This is a genomic window from Brenneria uluponensis, from assembly GCF_032395385.1.
Lineage (GTDB): Bacteria > Pseudomonadota > Gammaproteobacteria > Enterobacterales > Enterobacteriaceae > Prodigiosinella > Prodigiosinella aquatilis.
Map to the genome: position 1 here is coordinate 4,492,429 of NZ_CP135917.1, position 18,036 is coordinate 4,510,464.

At 51.1% G+C, this 18,036-nt stretch carries 15 protein-coding genes, 1 tRNA gene and 2 pseudogenes; 9 read left to right on the plus strand and 9 right to left on the minus strand.

The annotated features are described in order from the left end of the window. Positions 1-37: 37 nt before the first annotated feature. The 3 genes from RS889_RS20945 to RS889_RS20955 form a co-directional block, all read right to left on the minus strand. Positions 38-835, minus strand: coding sequence for a GolD/DthD family dehydrogenase (locus RS889_RS20945; RefSeq protein ID WP_315708596.1), 798 nt, complete (start codon positions 833-835; stop codon positions 38-40). 100 nt (positions 836-935) lie between these two features. Further along, positions 936-1,856: a transketolase family protein gene (locus RS889_RS20950; RefSeq protein ID WP_315708597.1), complete on the minus strand. Its 921-nt coding sequence runs from the start codon at positions 1,854-1,856 to the stop codon at positions 936-938. 2 nt (positions 1,857-1,858) lie between these two features. Beyond that, positions 1,859-2,662, minus strand: coding sequence for a transketolase (locus tag RS889_RS20955; RefSeq protein WP_315708598.1), 804 nt, complete (start codon positions 2,660-2,662; stop codon positions 1,859-1,861). 335 nt (positions 2,663-2,997) lie between these two features. On the opposite strand from RS889_RS20955, the gene RS889_RS20960 reads away from it, so the two are divergent. Then, complete coding sequence (locus RS889_RS20960) at positions 2,998-3,789, plus strand: DeoR/GlpR family DNA-binding transcription regulator (RefSeq protein ID WP_315708599.1); 792 nt, start codon at positions 2,998-3,000, stop codon at positions 3,787-3,789. A 48-nt stretch (positions 3,790-3,837) separates the two neighbouring features. Here the strand turns inward: RS889_RS20960 and RS889_RS20965 are convergent, their stop codons facing one another. Further along, positions 3,838-5,187 carry an MFS transporter gene (locus RS889_RS20965; protein WP_021014247.1) on the minus strand — a complete coding sequence of 450 codons (1,350 nt, stop codon included), beginning with the start codon at positions 5,185-5,187 and terminating at the stop codon, positions 3,838-3,840. Positions 5,188-5,860: 673 nt separating this feature from the next. On the opposite strand from RS889_RS20965, the gene RS889_RS20970 reads away from it, so the two are divergent. The 5 genes and pseudogenes from RS889_RS20970 (at position 5,861) to RS889_RS20990 (ending at position 8,274) form a co-directional block, all read left to right on the plus strand. Next, complete coding sequence (locus RS889_RS20970; protein ID WP_315708601.1) at positions 5,861-6,190, plus strand: hypothetical protein; 330 nt, start codon at positions 5,861-5,863, stop codon at positions 6,188-6,190. A gap of 40 nt (positions 6,191-6,230) precedes the next feature. Continuing rightward, the gene (locus RS889_RS20975) at positions 6,231-6,785 is read left to right on the plus strand and encodes a glycine zipper family protein (protein ID WP_315708602.1); all 555 of its coding nucleotides are present in this window, start codon (positions 6,231-6,233) and stop codon (positions 6,783-6,785) included. 12 nt (positions 6,786-6,797) lie between these two features. After that, positions 6,798-7,394: pseudogene (locus RS889_RS20980) on the plus strand (P-loop NTPase family protein); the annotation flags it as partial. 285 nt (positions 7,395-7,679) lie between these two features. Further along, positions 7,680-8,000 carry a type II toxin-antitoxin system RelE/ParE family toxin gene (locus RS889_RS20985; protein ID WP_315708603.1) on the plus strand — a complete coding sequence of 107 codons (321 nt, stop codon included), beginning with the start codon at positions 7,680-7,682 and terminating at the stop codon, positions 7,998-8,000. Continuing rightward, positions 7,990-8,274: a helix-turn-helix domain-containing protein gene (locus RS889_RS20990; RefSeq protein ID WP_315708604.1), complete on the plus strand. Its 285-nt coding sequence runs from the start codon at positions 7,990-7,992 to the stop codon at positions 8,272-8,274. Before RS889_RS20985 ends, RS889_RS20990 begins: the two co-directional genes overlap by 11 nt. A 246-nt stretch (positions 8,275-8,520) precedes the next feature. On the opposite strand, the gene RS889_RS20995 is transcribed toward RS889_RS20990, so the two are convergent. The 5 genes and pseudogenes from RS889_RS20995 to lptF all read right to left on the minus strand — a co-directional run bounded on the left by RS889_RS20995 (position 8,521) and on the right by lptF (position 12,581). Next, on the minus strand, positions 8,521-8,691 hold the full coding sequence (locus RS889_RS20995; protein WP_315708605.1) for a CopG family transcriptional regulator: 171 nt from the start codon (positions 8,689-8,691) through the stop codon (positions 8,521-8,523). Positions 8,692-8,709: 18 nt separating this feature from the next. Then, positions 8,710-9,961, minus strand: a pseudogene (locus tag RS889_RS21000) (tyrosine-type recombinase/integrase). 200 nt (positions 9,962-10,161) lie between these two features. Further along, a tRNA-Leu gene (locus RS889_RS21005) sits at positions 10,162-10,246 on the minus strand. Positions 10,247-10,410: 164 nt separating this feature from the next. Then, on the minus strand, positions 10,411-11,481 hold the full coding sequence (lptG, locus tag RS889_RS21010) for an LPS export ABC transporter permease LptG (protein ID WP_315708606.1): 1,071 nt from the start codon (positions 11,479-11,481) through the stop codon (positions 10,411-10,413). Continuing rightward, positions 11,481-12,581, minus strand: coding sequence for an LPS export ABC transporter permease LptF (gene lptF / locus RS889_RS21015; protein WP_290181411.1), 1,101 nt, complete (start codon positions 12,579-12,581; stop codon positions 11,481-11,483). The genes lptG and lptF overlap by 1 nt, the downstream gene beginning before the upstream one ends. A gap of 281 nt (positions 12,582-12,862) precedes the next feature. Between lptF and pepA the strand changes: the two genes are divergently transcribed. The 3 genes from pepA to RS889_RS21030 all read left to right on the plus strand — a co-directional run bounded on the left by pepA (position 12,863) and on the right by RS889_RS21030 (position 17,901). Then, a complete protein-coding gene (gene pepA / locus RS889_RS21020) occupies positions 12,863-14,371 on the plus strand; it encodes a leucyl aminopeptidase (RefSeq protein WP_021014220.1) in 1,509 nt (502 codons plus the stop codon). Positions 14,372-14,583: 212 nt separating this feature from the next. After that, positions 14,584-15,033, plus strand: coding sequence for a DNA polymerase III subunit chi (locus tag RS889_RS21025; protein ID WP_021014219.1), 450 nt, complete (start codon positions 14,584-14,586; stop codon positions 15,031-15,033). Between the two features lie 12 nt (positions 15,034-15,045). Further along, positions 15,046-17,901: a valine--tRNA ligase gene (locus RS889_RS21030; RefSeq protein WP_315708607.1), complete on the plus strand. Its 2,856-nt coding sequence runs from the start codon at positions 15,046-15,048 to the stop codon at positions 17,899-17,901. Positions 17,902-18,036: the final 135 nt, after the last annotated feature.

Genomic DNA, 18,036 nt, shown 5'->3' on the forward strand with positions numbered 1-18,036 from the left:
TATTACATTTATTAAAATCATGGCACAAGCATGATCATCACCAGATGGTGAAGCCGCCATCAATCATCAGGTCGGTGCCGGTGATCATGTCGCTGCCGTTACTGGCAAAGAACAGCACCGCCGCCGCAATTTCATCGGTGTACGCAAAACGACCCAGTGGGATCAGTTTTTTCATCGCTTCACCTTTCTCGCCGCGCCAGGCTTTTTCGCCCATCGGCGTCAGCACCACCGTCGGCGACAGAGTATTAACGTTGATACGGTGCGGTGCGAACTCTTTCGCCATCACCTTGGTCATTCCCAACAGTCCCGCTTTGGCGGAGGTGTAAGCAACATGGTTATCAATGGCGATGGAAGCGGCTTGCGAGGCGATATTAATGATTTTCCCGCCCTTCCCGGCATTGATCATGCATTTCGCCGCCGCCTGCGAGCACAGGAAAGGCCCGGTCAAATTGACGGCAATCTGTTTTTGCCACTCGGCAAACTCGGTTTCGAGTACAGGTTGCAGCATCACATAGCCCGCGCAATTGATCAGAATATCAATATGACCGTAGTGCGCCTCAACCGCGCTAAATGCCCGTTCCACATCCTCTGGCGCGGTGACGTCGCACTCGACAAACTGCACCCGCGCGGGGTCAAAACGCTCTGCTACCTCTGCCGCTTTTTCACACTCAAAATGGGGATAGAGCAACGCCAGACTGGCGCTTTTTTCCAGCAACATTTCATTGCTCGCCATCGCGATGCCACCCAACCCGCCCGTGACCACCGCCACCTTGCCGCTCAGATCCAGCCCGATATCCACGCCATAACGTAGATTCACGTCATATTCACTGCTCATTACAGTTTTCTCCTTTCTCTACGAATAGAACGACCCATCATGGCCGCAACACCCGATCCCACGATCAGAAAACCCAGTGCCGTCGCCGACAAGTCAACCTTTATGCAAAACTGTGGAGCGCCCGTTGTTCCAGCGTCTGACGCAGCCCTGCCGTGTCAATGCGGAATTGTCGGCGCAACGTGCTACGATTGCTGCTATGGGTAAATTCATACGGCGGGATGCCGAGCGGGATAAACGTCGGGCGCAACTGATGACGCAGTAAGATTTCGCCGACAATACTGCCCAGACCGCCACTCAGCACATGCTCTTCCATGGTGATCACCGTCTGGTGTTCATGTATCAGGTTCAGCATGGCCTGTTCATCCAGCGGCCACAGCGACGGCAGCGAGACCACGGTAATATCCGGTGAGGCCGCCAGCGCTTCGTGAGCCAGCGTCCCAAGACAAAACACCACCGTATCGGCGCCTTGCTGTAATACCACCGGTTTACCCGGCGTAAAACGCCAGTCTTCATCGTGCAATACCGGCAACTTGTCGCTATCCATACGGATATACACAGGCCCGCGATGGACGATGGCATGACGCACCACCGCACTGGCCTGCACCGCGTCCGCTGGCGCGAAGATTTGCAGGTTGCCCATTGAACGTGCGATAGCGATATCATTCATACAGTGATGAGTCGCCCCCAACGGGCCGTACGCAAACCCGGCATTCAACCCCAACATCTTCACGTTGGCTTCGGTGTAACAAATATCGTTTTTCACCTGTTCATTGGCGCGTGCCAGCAGAAAAGGCGCGGCATTGGCTGTAAAAACCGTTGAGCCACTCAGCGATAATCCTGCGGCGATGCCCACCATGTTCTGTTCGGCAATACCGACATTTACTACGCGTTCAGGAAACGCTTTTTCAAATGGAGAAATTTTTGAGGTGGAGGTAGAGTCCGCCACCACCACGCACAGGTCAGCGCCAGCGTTCTGCGCCTCCAGCAGCGTGGCCACTACCGCATCACGTAAGTCTTGCATGGTCAGTCCTCCAGCTCCACCAGCCCTAGCGCCAGCTGTTCATCATTCGGCACCGCGTGATGCCATGCCGGTACATTTGCCATGAACGAAATACCACGCCCTTTTTCGGTATTAGCCAGGATCACCCGAGGTTTACCCACCGACGGGGCTTCAATCGCCTGGATAAGTGCCTGCGGATCATGACCGTCACAGATCCGGACATCAAAGCCAAAGGCGCGCCATTTTTCGTCCAATGGTTCCAGCGGCATGATCTCTTCGGTTTTACCTGCCAATTGCAAACGGTTTCGATCGACAATGGCGATCAGGTTATCTAACTGGAACTTACTCGCCGCCATGGCGGCTTCCCAGTTGGATCCTTCCGCCAGTTCGCCATCCCCCAGCAGCACGAAAACGCGGCGGTGACCACGGTCGGCCAGCTTATTGCCCAGTGCCAGTCCCACTCCGATAGGCAAACCATGACCCAGCGCACCAGAATTGATCTCCACTAACTCCGGCAATTTCTGATGGATGGGGTGACCCGCCAGCAGTGTGTCGTCCCCCATATACTGATTCAGTATCGAGGGATCAATCAGACCCATCGCGGCAGCGCTACAGTAGAGTCCGCCGGCCCCATGCCCTTTCGACAAAATAAACCGATCCTGATTGGGCCGTTCCTGCGTGCGATCCATGACCGCCATAAACAGCGTGCAAATAATGTCCACCTCCGATAAATCTGCTCCGGTGTGTCCTTTACCTGCCCGATGATTCATCTGCAACACATAGCGTCGGGCTTGTCGCGCTGTCCGTCTGATTGCTTGTATGTCCACCCTCACCTCCTGACTGCTAACAAAAACGCGAATATTCATTTTCAATTGATTTTCGATCGAAAACATATAACATCTATTTAACCTATTTTGTGGCAGAGATCAAATATCAAACAAAAATAAAAAAAGAAAAGGTAAAACAGATATCGAGTTCGATGCAGCAAACTGCCGCTCTCCCTGACATGATGTGTAAAAATGAGCGTGGATCGCATAAGAACCCGGCAGAAAACATCGATAGGTTTTCATCGCCATCGCCTCGCATTTCCGGCGGGCGGGCGGTAAACTTTGATCAATTGGCAGCTGGAGAGCGTCACTCGGCATAAAAAGGAACATTTCGATTGAAAAACAAAAGTGAACAATTGGCGGATATGAGGCAGCGCAGGGACAAGATCCTGGAGATGATCCGTGAAGACGGCACCGTCACAGTGAAAATGTTGACCGAAACTTTCGGACTGACCGAAGCGACGATCCGCACCGATCTTCGTGAGTTGCAGAAAGAAGGTTACGTTCAGCGTTATTACGGCGGGGCGACGCTGGTTACGGGTAAACAGAACACGGGAGCGTTGTTGCTGGAACGGCAAATTCATTTGGAAGAGAAAGACGCGATCGGCCGTCTGGCAGCCGAACAGATCGAAAACGGCGATACGGTGATTTTCGATTCCGGTACCACCACTACGGCGATTGTGCAACATATGCCGAATATTCACCGCTTGTCGGTCATTACCACGGCCGTCAATATTGCCCTCAAATTGGGCGGTGAACCCGGTATCAATATCCTGCTCACCGGCGGGACGTTCAAGTTTCCCACGCTGTCAACCTCGGGGGAAAAAGCAGCCAGCTTTTTCGAAAATGTGCTGGCCGAGAAACTGTTCCTTGCCACCGCCGCGATCTCGCCACGCCTGGGATTAAGCTTTCCCAGCGAAACCGACATCAAGGTGAAAAGCGCCATGATCCGCTCAGCCAAAACCGTCTATGTGGTGGCAGACTCCAGTAAGATCGGCAAGGTCTCGATGTTCGCCCTGCCGTGCGAATGGAGCAACATTCACTATCTGATCACTGACGCGGGCATCACCCAGGAGGCGATCGCCTCCTTTGAATCGCTGGGCGTCACGGTGATGGTGGCATCGTGAATACACAGGCATGGCCGCCGGCCGAATAAAGGACCAGCGGCATACACCTTAAGAATTCAATAGCGAACGGCTCATGCGGGAAATGCGCGGACCACTAACTACGGCCGCCAGCGCGGCAAAGGTACCTGCGGCAATCAGCGAAACGTGAGTGCCTTGCCCGCCAAACTGGTTGAACATTAACGCCACCAGAGCCGCCCCCATCGTTTGTCCGACCAGCCGTGCGGTGCCCAACATGCCGCTGGCACCGCCGCTACGATGGCGAGGAGCAGCGCTGATAATGGTGTGGTTATTCGGCGACTGAAACAGTCCGAAGCCAACACCGCACAATATCATACGCAAACAGATATCCAGATAACCTGGCGCGGCAGGCAACCAGGCCAGCGAAAAGAGCCCCAGCGAGAACAACGTCAGGCCGATGGTACACAATATTCCAGCATTGACACGCTCCAGCAACCTGCCCGCCAACGGCGCCGTCACCATAATCGCCAGTGGCCAGGGCGTCAGCAATAAACCGGTTTCAATTTCACTCAGTCCCAGCGTATTCTGAAAATAGAATGGAATCGACACCATCGCCAGCATCTGCGCACAAAAAGAGCTGATTGAGGTACCCATCGACAGCGCAAACACCGGGATCCGTAGCAGGTCCACCGGCAACAGCGGGTACGTCTGGCTCAACTGACGTCGGAAGAAATAAAGCCCGACCAACAGTGTCAGTATCAGTTCTCCCAGCACCAGCCACAGATTCTGATTATGAGCAAAGCCACCCAACGCGATAAAGAATAGGCCAAAAGTCAAGGCGTTAAGCAGTGCGCTCGGTGTGTCGAAACGCGACGATCGCCGCCCTTCATTGCACGGCAGAAAACGCCACCCTAATATCAGAGCTACGATGCCGAACGGCACGTTAATAGCAAACAGCCACTGCCACGACGCTATGCCCAAAATGCCTGCCGCAATGGTCGGCCCAGCAGCACTGGCCACCGCCACCACCAGAGAATTGATCGCAATGCCTCGCCCTAAGCGGTCCTTGGGGTAAATCAGCCGGACCAGCGCGATATTGACACTCATCAGTGCCGCCGCCGCCAGCCCTTGCAGGATTCGCGCCAGCGTCAGCGTCGTCAGTGAATCCGACAGTGAACACACCAGCGACATCAGGGTAAACAACACCAGCCCCACCATATAGATACGGCGATAACCAATGATATCGCCGAGCGATGAAAACGGCAGCAACGTCATGGTGATTGCCAGTTGATAGGCATTAATCACCCAGATCGAAGACGCTGGGCTGGCATTAAAATCAGCAGCGATGGTGGGCAACGCCACGTTGACGATCGCCCCGTCCAGCACCGCCATGGTGATACCGAAAGCAATAGTGAGAATGGCACCAATCCGCATTGGCATCGGTAATCCGTCGCCTACGGACACCGTCACCTGACTGGAAAAAACAGATTTCAAGATAAGATCCGAATACGAAAGGAGTGAAGTACGAGCCCGGTTATTCGCCGTGCGTTTTTTATCTTTGTTACCCTACTGTGTTTAACTGGGAAGCGCAATCATCCGCATGTGGAGGATAATCAATAAGCACGCAGGGCTAATCATACGGTGGTGTCGTTAACTATCCACCAGTGTCGTACTGTGACTTCATCAGTGATCAATCCGCACAACATCCCACTGGCTAGCCCGGCGCGAGATCTTCCTGCATAGTGACAAAAAACGACACGAGGTTTAGCGTTTCTCTGAATCTTAGCCTCGATTATGCGTCGCCCCGTTAAAACCACCTATATTCTATTTTCCACTTAAAACTCATTGAAATATTCTTATCGCTTTCTTTATGCCCCGCTGAATAACAATTACTGGCCGCTGAGTAGAATGGAATAAGCGTTACCGCCTTGATCTTTTTTTTTGCGGGAACAGCCCCAGGAATTGCTGATGTTGTATTCACACATATAGCGCTTATGTGCCAACACAGTTTCTTGACCTGATCATGCACACTACATCAGTCTGGGCGATCTGTCTGAAATGTGGTGGATTAAGGGCTTATTGCTTGTTTAAGTAACGTGTTGTGGAGAGGAATATGAGGAAAAATACCGGACTTGCTATTTTCGCTGCCGGAGCGCTGTTTGCAGCAGGATTCAGTGCATCAGCTTTCGCCGGACCACCTGGTCCTGGTCCTGGTCCGTGGCTAGGGCCTGGTTGGTGGGGACCGATGTGGTATCCGGGGCCTGTCATCGTCGTCAGGCCGGACCCAGGGCCGAGAGTGATTTATGCTCCGCCGCCGCAACCCCAGGTATGGGTTGAAAAAACACCGACGTACCGTTACTACTGTCGCCATCCGACCGGGTATTACCCAAAAATCGCTCGCTGCCCCAGTGGGTGGATGAAAGTGGTGTCTGATAAACCGTAATACCAATGAAGTCTCATCAGGAAGGGGGAAGGACTAGCGAATGAAAAAGAATTGTGCAGTAGTCGGCATCGTGCTACTTGCGAGCGCCGAACTAACGGGGTGCGTATCCACACCTACAGCACCAACGGTGATATCCCTGCCCGGTAATGGTAAAAGTTATGAGCAATTCCAGGCCGACGACGCCGTCTGTAAGAATACGGCCTATCGTTCGCTCAATGGTGAGGCAAACACCGCCAACAATCAAAGTATAGCCACTGCCGCCACCGGCGCAGCTATTGGTACTGCAGCAGGGGCGCTATTGGGAGCAGCAAGCAGAGCACCGGGAGGTACTGCCAATGGCGTGGCAGTAGGGGCAGCCAGTGGCTTGCTGATAGGATCAGCGATCGCTGGCGGTAACGGTGACCGTACCCAAAGTTCCTTACAAGATCAGTTTGATACTATCTATATGCAGTGCATGTACGCAAAGGGAGAAAAAATTCCGCAGGCGTATTCCTGGGATCAGCCTGCCAACACATCAGACGTGCCACCAGACTATAACAATAGTGTGTATGACAATAGTGCATCAGAGGTACCACCAGATTATCATCCACAGTAGTATTCACGTATGAACGCAGCTAAGAACATGGGCGCATTCATTCAGGGATGTGACGCGATTAAAGCGGCAACACAGGCCACAGTGCTGATTATTCATCATTCAGGCAAAGATCAGGACAAAGGGGCCCGGGGCTCCAGCGCCTTCCGTGCCTCGCTGGACGTGGAATTTAACGTCAGACATGAAGGTGATGGCGGCGCGTTGATCCTCAGTTGCACCAAGATGAAAGATGCGGAAGAGCCGCCGCGCCGGGCCTATGACCTGAATGCTGTCAATCTGTACGTAGACGATGATGGCGATCAGATCACCTCGCTGGTACTGAACGATGAAGGCCGTGAAGTCAGAGAGGATGATGTTGGCAACGATCCTGATTTAGCCGGTATTTCTAGGCTGACAGAAAACCATGTCGCCTTATGGCAGGCCATTCGTTCACGCACGGGCAACGGCGAAGGCTGCACCCGTTCATTAGTACGAGACGATATGCGGGCAATGGGCTTTGATGTGAACAAGAAGTTCACCCGATGGTTGGACAAGCTGGAAAAAGATGGCCTGATCGCCTTTGAAGGGGAACGGATCACGCCGTTATCGCAACGGAATAAGATGGGGGATTAAACGGGGGAAAGTGGGGGCGAACGGATAATGCGTCATCCTATCCGGCATTTTCCCCCACTTCCCACGCATATATAGACGCGAAGTGGGGGAATAACTTAACTCACTAATAAATAATCACTTTTAATCTAGCCATGAAAATCATGGTTGGGGAAGCCGTGATCCCTGAGCAAGTGGGGGAAAGGTGGGGGATGGCTTGCTAATGGTTTAGTATGCCAATACGCTAAAATATAACATTTGAGTTATTATAACTTATGGATTATATTCCCCATTAATAAGGGGACTGACATGTACGAATTGATTTTTCACCCCGAAGCTGCAAACGAAATTTATGACCTTGAACCTGTTATGCAAGCAAAAGCGCTTAAAGGGCTTGAGAAACTTGAAGCTAAAGGGCCAGAGCTAAGATATCCAGACACGGACATCATTGAAGGTGGATTGTTTGAGCTACGGGTTGGTAGAAAAGACATAAGCAGAACGTTTTTTGCTTACGCAAAAGGACGTAAGATCTATATTTTAAGGACGTTCGTAAAGAAAGCCCCTAAGACCCCGAAAGCTGAAATAGCGCTGGCAAAGTCAAGATGGGAGGAATTGAAAGATGGCAGTTAAAGGTATCAACTTCTCTGAAGTTAAAGCGAAAGCGCTTTCTAATCCTGAAGTTAAAAAAGCGTATGAGGACGAAACTCAAGAAGAAGAGCTTCGCGCTGTTCTGATCGAAATGAAGTCCAAGTCAGGTCTGACAAGTACAGAGATCGCAGCTCGCATGGGTGTAAGCCAACCTGCGGTGAGCCGCCTTGAGAGAAATGTTTCCAGTGCGAGTATCTCAACCTTGCAACGGTATGCTGCTGCTTGCGGGATGCAGCTTAAGCTGTCACTGGGTTAAGATTAGCGCGGTATTCATAAGCCGGATTTTGCACTGGCTTGTCGGCTAGCATCGATGATACAGGTTCCGGCTTGCTACTTCTATACGGTGGAAAACGATCTGGTGGAAATGATACCTAGGTATGATGAGCAGCAGGAAAATCATCCACATAAGAAAAATGAGCGCCAGCCCCTCCCAAAAAAGGGGCTGGCGCGGTGCTTAATACATATGCTTTCGATATAGGATACGCCCCTGTATTTCTATCGATTATGCTTGCTTCAGTCTGGCAATAAACGCCTGCATATCAGCGTGATTTACAACACGCCTAGCATCAACATCAGCAAGCCCCTGTAAGACCCTCTGATGACGCTGTTCTGCCTCTTCAATCAAAGAAGTAAGCGCCACCATTGGTTTTTTTGGTTTTTTCGTTTTTTTCATCGTTAACTCACTAATGAATCAGATCTTTTTAAACTCATACGGCACCACATACTCATCCCGATTGGCATCCAGATAAATCCGCCCCCCATTGCAGCATTAGCCTGCGCTCATCCAGATGTTCCGCTTTGTGGATATAGGCAGCGCGAACACCGTTGCGTTCCATATGGCTCATCTGCCGCTCTACCGCATCCCTAGACCACAATCCTGATTCAATCAAAGAGCTACAAGCCATAGTACGAAAACCGTGGCCGCAGACTTCAACCTTAGTGTCATACCCCATTACCCGCAGCGCGTTATTCACCGTGTTTTCGCTCATGGGCTTACGCGGATTGTGATCGCCAATAAAGATCAGTTCATGGTCACCGCTAACTTGCTGTATTCGCTTAAGGATAACCAACGCCTGCCGGGAAAGTGGCACCAAGTGCGGAGTACGCATTTTAGAACCGCGATGGGAATGTTTCACACCTTCGATGGGTTCACGCTCAGGGGGAATGGTCCACATTGAAGTTTCAAAATCGATCTCCGACCAACGGGCAAAACGCAGTTCGCTGGAGCGGATAAAGATCAATAGCGTCAATTCTACCGACAAGCGGGTTAACGGTCTGCCGGTGTAGCTATCGATGCGCTGAAGCAGTTCGGGAGTACGCTTTAGCTCCAGTGCCGGGCGATGTTGCCGATTGCTCGATGCAACTGCACCTGCCATTTCCTGTGCTGGGTTGTAGTCGATTAATCCACTCTGTACGGCGTAGCGCATTATCGCTGTCGTGCGTTGCTGAAGCCGTGACGCGACTTCGAGGCGGCCCGACTGTTCCACCGTCTTGATAGGCGCTAACAGGTCACGCGTTTTAAGCTCGGCAACGTTACGTTTGCCAATAGCAGAGAAAAGATTATCTTCCAGACTTTTCAGTACTCGCCTGCTGTGCTCTTCCGACCACTTTTGATTGGTGGCGTGCCACTCTCGGGCTACGAACTCAAAGGTGAATACCGCTTTCGCCTGTTCTTCTTGCACAGCACGTTTTTGCTCACGCGGATCAATACCGGCAGCGACCAGCTTTCTAGCGGCTTCTCGCTTTTGCCTTGCATCAGCCAGTGAAATTTCGGGATAGACGCCAAACGCCATCAGGTGTTGTTTGCCACCGAAGCGAAAACGAAAGCGCCAGTATTTTGAGCCGTTGGGATGAACCAGCAAAAACATGCCATCGCCATCAACCAACGAATACTCTTTTTCTTCAGGTTTAGCAGAACGTACCTTGGTATCTGTCAGGGCCATAGTGGTTGTCCTTCCATAATCCTGCTGTGAGTATATAAGCAATATCGAACCAGCATATATACTCGGTTCTATACTCACAAGCAGATTGATGTGGGTGGAGTCAGGTTGACTTCCGTTGACAGAAAATTCGGGCAAAGCCTTGTGTAGCGCGGATTTCAGGCATAAAAAAAGACCTCAGTTGAGGTCTTTTTACATACTGTTGGTGCCGAAGGCCGGACTCGAACCGGCACACCTTGCGGCGGTTGATTTTGAATCAACTGCGTCTACCGATTTCGCCACTTCGGCACTGAAGTAGTATGCGGAAAACGTCGTGGATTATACCGTGGCATTACGCTTGCGCAACCCTAATCCATAAATATCTGACTTGAATGCTGAAAAAATCGTCTCTTTGTACATTATCTCGCAATTATGATGTGTTGCATCAGGTGGTTGCTGATGCATCAGCAGCTTTATCGACGCTTGAGCAACAACAAAATGCTGATAACCAGGAATAGCGTGCTTGGCAGTAATGCCCCCAGAATCGGCGGAATGTGATACACCAGACTCAACGGTCCGAAGATCTGATCCAGCACATAAAACAGGAAACCGAAGCTGATACCAATCACTATCCTCATACCTGCCGATACACTGCGCAATGGACCGAAAATAAAGGATAGTGCCATTAGCATCATCACAGCTACAGAAAAGGGTGAAAACAGCTTGCTCCACATGTTGAGCTGATAGCGATTAGATTCCTGCCCACTCTGTTTAAGATATTTAATATAGTTGTACAAACCATGAATAGAGAGCGCACTGGGGTCAAGGGCTACCGCACTCAATTTGTCTGGCGTCAGATTGGTTTTCCACACGCCACTGAGCATCTGGCTACCACCAATCTGTTTGCTGTTTTGGAGATCAGACTCTTCAACCTGAGACAGCTTCCAGACACCATCATCGAAATTGGCGGAAGCGGCATAACGGACAAAAAGCAATTTATCATTTTTGTCGAAATGGTAAATATTCACCCCGGCAAGCTCGGTGTCACTCACGACCCGCTGAATATACACAAAATCGTTGCCGTCTTTGGCCCATAATCCATTTTGGGAGGAAAGCATGGAACCACCGTACATCATCTGGGAACGATAATCACGCGCCAACTGCTCGCCTTGTGGCGCGCCCCACTCACCGATCATCATCGTCAGCAGTACCAGCGGAATGGCGGTTTTCATTACCGAACCAGCAATTTGTAGACGGGTAAAACCAGAGGCCTGCATCACCACTAACTCACTGCGGGTAGCCAGTGTTCCCAACCCTAACAACGCACCCAATAAAGCCGCCATCGGGAAAAATATTTCAATGTCTTTCGGCACACTGAGCAGTGTGTATATACCGGCACCCATCACCGAATAACTGCCCTGCCCTACCTTACGTAACTGATCAACAAACTTGATGATGCCGGACAACGAAACCAACATGAACAAAGTCATCATGATGGTATTAAAAATGGTTTTACCGATATAACGATCTAATACACCAAACATCAGGCCGCCCCTCTCAGATTCAGACGGGCCCGTATTTTACGCGCAGGAACGCTATCCCACAGGTTGAGTCCCACTCCAATAGCGAAATAGACCAGGTTGGTAAACCACATCCATATCATCGGGTCGAGCTTACCTTTGCCAGCATTGGAACGTAACGAGCTCTGTAACAAAAAGAAAATCAGGTAGAGCAACATTGCCGGGAGCATACTCAACACACGCCCCTGACGCGGGTTAACCACACTGAGTGGCACCACCATTATGGCCATCACCAAAACAGAAACGATCAACGTCAAACGCCAATGAAACTCAGCTCTGGCATTAATATCTTTGGAGTGCCACAGCGTTTTCATGCTCATCTGTTCTACATTACTGGGATCAACGGTCACTGCCTGATGACCCACGATAGCCTTATAGTCTTTAAAATCCGTGATGCGAAAATCGCGCAGCATAGCCGTACCTTCATAGCGGGTACCCTTATTCAGCGTGACAATCTGGGAACCATCACTGTTCTGTGAAACATGACCACGGTCTGCCACCACCACAGATGGACGGCTATTATCGCGGGGGCGCAACTGTGCCAAAAATACATGTTCGAACTCCTGGCCGTTGACATTGCTGACAAACAGCACAGAGTTACCATCCTGAGTCGATTGAAACTGCCCTTCCGCCAACGTTGCCATTCCGGGGTTGGCTTTCGCCTCCGCCAACACTTCATCCTGATGACGCGAGGACCAGGGGCTCAGCCATAAGACATTCACCGTCGCCAGTACAACAGTGAATATAGACAACAATAACGCCGCCTTCAGCAGGACATTCTTCCCCATCCCGCAGGCATGCATGACTGTGATTTCACTTTCAGAGTATAAACGGCCATAGGCCATCAATAATCCGAGGAACAGGCTCAACGGCAGAATAAGCTGCGCCATCTCCGGGATACCCAGCCCCAGCAGGGATAAAACCAAATTTGTCGGAATATCGCCATCAACCGCAGCGCCTAATATTCGTACTAATTTTTGACAGAAAAAAATCAGCAGCAGAATAAAAAGAATGGCTACTTGGCTCTTGAAAGTTTCCCGTACCAGATATCGAATGATGATCACGTTCAATTACGCCTGTGAAAACTTGTCTTTTTGCAGGAAAGTCGATAGTTTTTTCGCTAACTCGCCATTTATACTCATTTGTGGCAACCTTCATAGCGACAATAGTATTACGACATCCTGCATTCGGGGTGTTCTATCAGAACCTGCTTATAATCACCAAAACAGATTCGCTACGTCGTTTAGATTAACACAGGTTATGTTAACGCAACGACGGGAAGTATTACGGAGTATCATATTCTAGCCGTAGTTCCCGTTTTTGTCTTTAAGATTCAGGAGAGTACATGGAGTTCAGCGTAAAAAGCGGTAGCCCGGAAAAACAACGCAGTGCTTGCATTGTCGTCGGCGTGTTTGAACCGCGTCGTCTGTCCCCTATCGCTGAACAACTCGATAAAATCAGTGACGGCTACATCAGCGCGTTACTTCGCCGCGGCGAGCTTGAGGGCAAGGTAGGACAATCATTGCTCCTGCACCATGTACCGAATATTCTTTCCGAACGCATCTTGCTGATCGGTTGCGGAAAAGAACGCGAGCTTGACGAACGCCAATACAAACAGGTAATTCAGAAAACCATCAATGCACTCAACGATACCGGCTCAATGGAAGCCGTATGTTTTCTGACCGAGTTACATGTAAAAAGCCGCAACACTTACTGGAAAGTACGTCAGGCCATCGAAACCGCCAAAGAAACGCTTTATACCTTCGATCAGTTAAAAACCAACAAAGTCGAACCTCGCCGTCCACTGCGTAAAATGGTGTTTAACGTTCCCACTCGCCGTGAACTGACTTCCGGCGAACGCGCCATTCAGCACGGTTTGGCAATTGCTGCTGGTATCAAAGCCGCAAAAGATCTAGGCAACATGCCGCCTAATATCTGTAATGCCGCTTATCTGGCGTCTCAGGCGCGTCAGTTGGCCGATACCTACGACCATATCACCACCCGCGTGATTGGCGAACAGCAGATGAAAGAACTGGGAATGAACGCCTATCTGGCTGTTGGCCAGGGCTCACAGCACGAATCACTGATGTCCGTCGTCGAATATAAGGGCGATCCGTCAGTTGATACTAAGCCTATCGTGCTAGTGGGCAAAGGATTGACATTCGACTCCGGTGGCATTTCCATCAAACCCGCCGATAGCATGGACGAAATGAAATACGATATGTGCGGCGCTGCTGCGGTCTATGGCGTAATGCGCATGGCCGCTGAACTGTCTTTGCCACTGAATATCATTGGCGTGCTGGCCGGCTGTGAAAACATGGTGGACGGTCGTGCTTACCGTCCTGGCGACGTACTAACCACGATGTCTGGGCAAACGGTGGAAGTGCTCAACACCGACGCCGAAGGCCGTTTGGTATTATGTGATGCTCTTACCTATGTAGAGCGCTTCGATCCTGACGTCGTCATTGATGTCGCCACGCTGACCGGCGCGTGCGTGATAGCACTTGGCCACCATATCACCGGACTGATGTCGAACCACAATCCGCTGGCACATGAATTGCTGGGTGCATCGGAACAGGCAGGCGATCGCGCCTGGCGGTTACCATTAGCAGATGAGTATCAGGAACAACTGGAATCCAACTTTGCCGATATGGCCAATATCGGTGGACGTCCAGGCGGTGCTATTACCGCAGGCTGCTTTCTGTCGCGCTTTACCCGCAAATACAGTTGGGCGCATCTGGATGTTGCCGGAACAGCCTGGCGCTCCGGCAAAGCCAAAGGAGCGACGGGTCGGCCGGTGGCGCTATTGTCGCAGTTTCTGCTTAGTCGCGCAGGTTTCAACGACGCAGAATAAACTGACGGGCGGTATCAGCTAAGGCAGTACGTTACAATGGTTATGTGTCCCTATGAATGTCTGCCCATTTACGGCAATCCCCGCGCAAGCGGGGATTCATCATTACTATTAATGTATTTATTTTAAATGGATTGATTCCTGCGTAAGACATCGTCACCGCCCGGAGAAAATAGAAGCGCGCGACAGTCTTCGATGGAAACACACAGGAAACTATGAAAAACACAACGTTCTATCTTCTTGAACACGACAGTAAAAGCGGCGAACTGAGCGCCTGCGAGGCACTGGCCTGTGAACTGGCAGCGGAACGTTGGCGTGCGGGAAAGCGCATACTGATTGCCTGTGAAGATGAACAGCAGGCCATACGACTGGACGAAGCATTGTGGCAACGAGATCCTCACGCCTTTGTACCGCATAACCTGGCGGGAGAAGGCCCACGACAAGGCGCACCAGTAGAACTTTCCTGGCCTCAGCGCCGTGGTAATGCACCACGTGATCTGCTCATTAATTTGCAAGGGCAATTCGCAGATTTTGCCACCGCTTTCCATGAAGTGATAGACTTCGTCCCTTATGAAGAATCTCTGAAACAGTTGGCGCGCGATCGCTACAAAGCCTATCGCAGCGTCGGCTTCCAATTGACCACGGCAACACCGCCAACCCACTGAATTTTGAGCATAATGGAAACGAAATACAACCCGCAAGATATCGAGCAGCCACTCTACGAACACTGGGAAAAACAAGGGTACTTCAAGCCTAACGGCGATACCGGCACAGAAAGCTTCAGCATTATGATTCCGCCGCCCAATGTCACCGGCAGCCTGCATATGGGTCATGCTTTCCAGCAAACCATCATGGACACCATGATCCGCTATCAGCGGATGCAAGGTAAAAACACCTTGTGGCAGGCAGGAACAGATCATGCTGGTATCGCAACTCAGATGGTGGTCGAGCGTAAAATCGCCGCAGAAGAGGGCAAAACCCGTCATGATTATGGTCGTGAGGCTTTTATCGACAAAATCTGGCAGTGGAAATCCGAATCCGGCGGTACCATCACTCGCCAGATGCGTCGCCTGGGTAACTCTGTAGATTGGGAGCGTGAACGTTTCACAATGGATGACGGTCTTTCCAATGCGGTGAAAGAGGTGTTCGTCCGCTTATATAAAGAAGACCTGATTTACCGGGGAAAACGCCTGGTGAACTGGGACCCGAAACTGCGTACCGCCATTTCTGATCTGGAAGTGGAAAACCGCGATGTGAAAGGTTCCATGTGGCATTTGCGCTATCCGCTGGCCGACGGTGTGAAAACCGCTGATGGCAAAGATTACCTGGTCGTAGCCACAACCCGGCCGGAAACTGTGCTCGGCGATACCGGCGTGGCGGTTAATCCAGAGGATCCACGCTATAACGATCTGATTGGCAAAGAAGTAATCTTACCGTTGGTTGGTCGCCGTATTCCAATTCTTGGTGATGAACACGCCGACATGGAAAAAGGAACCGGCTGTGTGAAAATCACCCCGGCGCATGATTTCAACGACTACGACGTCGGCAAACGTCATGCACTGCCGATGATCAACGTCCTGACATTTGATGGCGATATCCGTCAGGAAGCTGAAATTTTTGATACCAACGGTGAAACCAGCACGGTTTACAGTGATGAAATTCCGGCGCAGTTGCGAGGGTTAGAGCGTTTTGCCGCCCGCAAAGCCGTCGTCGCGGCCTTTGATGAACTCGGATTGTTGGAAGAGATTAAAATACACGACTACACCGTCCCTTATGGCGATCGCGGCGGTGTGGTGATTGAACCCATGCTGACTGACCAATGGTATGTGCGTACAGCACCACTGGCAAAAGTCGCCGTAGAAGCAGTTGAAGACGGCCAGATTCAGTTTGTACCGAAGCAATACGAAAATATGTACTTCGGTTGGATGCGCGATATCCAGGACTGGTGTATTTCCCGCCAACTGTGGTGGGGTCACCGCATTCCCGCCTGGTACGATGCCGAAGGCAAAATCTATGTAGGCCGTGATGAAGCGGAAGTGCGCCGTGAAAACCACATCGCCGACGACATCGTGCTGAGGCAGGATGAAGACGTACTGGACACCTGGTTCTCCTCCGGATTGTGGACATTCTCCACCCTCGGTTGGCCGGAACAGACGCCAGAACTGAAAACCTTCCATCCCAGTAGTGTGATGGTGAGCGGCTTTGATATTATTTTCTTCTGGATTGCCCGCATGATCATGCTGACCATGCACTTCATCAAAGATGAGAATGGCAAACCACAGGTTCCGTTCCATACTGTCTATATGACCGGTCTGATTCGTGATGAAGAAGGCCAGAAAATGTCCAAATCCAAAGGGAACGTCATTGACCCGCTGGATATGGTGGATGGTATTTCACTGGCGGCGTTGCTGGAGAAACGTACCGGCAACATGATGCAGCCACAGTTGGCAGAGAAAATCCGGAAACGTACCGAGAAACAGTTCCCGAATGGTATTGAACCGCATGGTACTGATGCCTTGCGGTTCACGCTGGCGGCGCTGGCGTCCACCGGACGCGATATCAACTGGGACATGAAGCGTCTGGAAGGGTATCGAAACTTCTGTAACAAGCTGTGGAACGCCAGCCGTTTTGTACTGATGAACACAGAAGGTCAGGATTGTGGCGCGCAGGGCGGCGATAAAGTGTTGTCGCTGGCAGATCGCTGGATTCTGGCGGAATTCAACCGCACGGTGAAAGCCTACCGTGAAGCACTGGATAGCTATCGCTTTGATCTGGCTGCCAATGTGTTGTACGAATTTACCTGGAACCAGTTCTGTGACTGGTATCTGGAACTGACCAAACCGGTGATGAGTGGTGGCAGTGATGCTGAACTGCGCGGCACCCGTCATACGTTGGTACAGGTACTGGAAGCATTGTTGCGTCTGGCGCATCCGATTATTCCGTTCATCACAGAAACCATCTGGCAGAGAGTGAAAGTGTTGAAGGGAATTACGGCCGACACAATTATGCTACAGCCGTTCCCGACATTTGATGCCGCACAGGAAGATACTCAGGCACTGAACGATCTGGAATGGATCAAGCAGGCCATCATCGCGATACGTAACATTCGCGCTGAAATGAACATCGCACCCGGCAAGCCATTGGATGTGCTATTGCGTGATACCAGTGCTGAAGCCCAGCGTCGTGTAGAACAGAACCGTAGCTTCCTGCAAACGCTGGCTCGTCTGGAGAGCATCACGATTCTGCCAGCCGGGGATAAAGGTCCGGTGTCTGTCACCAAACTGGTGGACGGTACTGAACTGCTGATACCAATGGCGGGTCTTATCGATAAAGCGGCAGAACTGGATCGTCTGGTGAAAGAAGTTGCCAGAATCGACGCTGAAATCAGCCGTATCGAAAACAAGCTGTCCAATGAAGGCTTTGTGGCTCGTGCGCCGGAGGCTGTCGTCGCTAAAGAACGTGAAAAACTGGATAGTTATGCCACAGACAAGGCTAAACTACAGGAACAACAGGCGATCATTGCTGCGCTGTAAATGCTATAAGCCCCGCGATGCGGGGCTTATTACACCGGCCGGATAAGCACCTCTTCCATCATCGCCTCAGATACCCGATTTTCTTGACTGAACGGCATAACACCATAATGACGGACATGTTGCCGGTTCAGTATC

Bases quoted from the DNA above. Each gene is read 5' to 3' on its own strand.
- RS889_RS20945 (WP_315708596.1), bottom strand. From the start codon at position 835: ATGAGCAGTGAATATGACGTGAATCTACGTTATGGCGTGGATATCGGG.
- pepA (WP_021014220.1), top strand. From the start codon at position 12,863: ATGGAGTTCAGCGTAAAAAGCGGTAGCCCGGAAAAACAACGCAGTGCT.
- RS889_RS20950 (WP_315708597.1), bottom strand. From the start codon at position 1,856: ATGCAAGACTTACGTGATGCGGTAGTGGCCACGCTGCTGGAGGCGCAG.
- RS889_RS21030 (WP_315708607.1), top strand. From the start codon at position 15,046: ATGGAAACGAAATACAACCCGCAAGATATCGAGCAGCCACTCTACGAA.
- lptG (WP_315708606.1), bottom strand. From the start codon at position 11,481: ATGTTTGGTGTATTAGATCGTTATATCGGTAAAACCATTTTTAATACC.
- RS889_RS20990 (WP_315708604.1), top strand. From the start codon at position 7,990: ATGGCAGTTAAAGGTATCAACTTCTCTGAAGTTAAAGCGAAAGCGCTT.
- RS889_RS21025 (WP_021014219.1), top strand. From the start codon at position 14,584: ATGAAAAACACAACGTTCTATCTTCTTGAACACGACAGTAAAAGCGGC.
- RS889_RS20995 (WP_315708605.1), bottom strand. From the start codon at position 8,691: ATGAAAAAAACGAAAAAACCAAAAAAACCAATGGTGGCGCTTACTTCT.
- RS889_RS20965 (WP_021014247.1), bottom strand. From the start codon at position 5,187: ATGCCAATGCGGATTGGTGCCATTCTCACTATTGCTTTCGGTATCACC.
- RS889_RS20985 (WP_315708603.1), top strand. From the start codon at position 7,680: ATGTACGAATTGATTTTTCACCCCGAAGCTGCAAACGAAATTTATGAC.
- RS889_RS20970 (WP_315708601.1), top strand. From the start codon at position 5,861: ATGAGGAAAAATACCGGACTTGCTATTTTCGCTGCCGGAGCGCTGTTT.
- RS889_RS20975 (WP_315708602.1), top strand. From the start codon at position 6,231: ATGAAAAAGAATTGTGCAGTAGTCGGCATCGTGCTACTTGCGAGCGCC.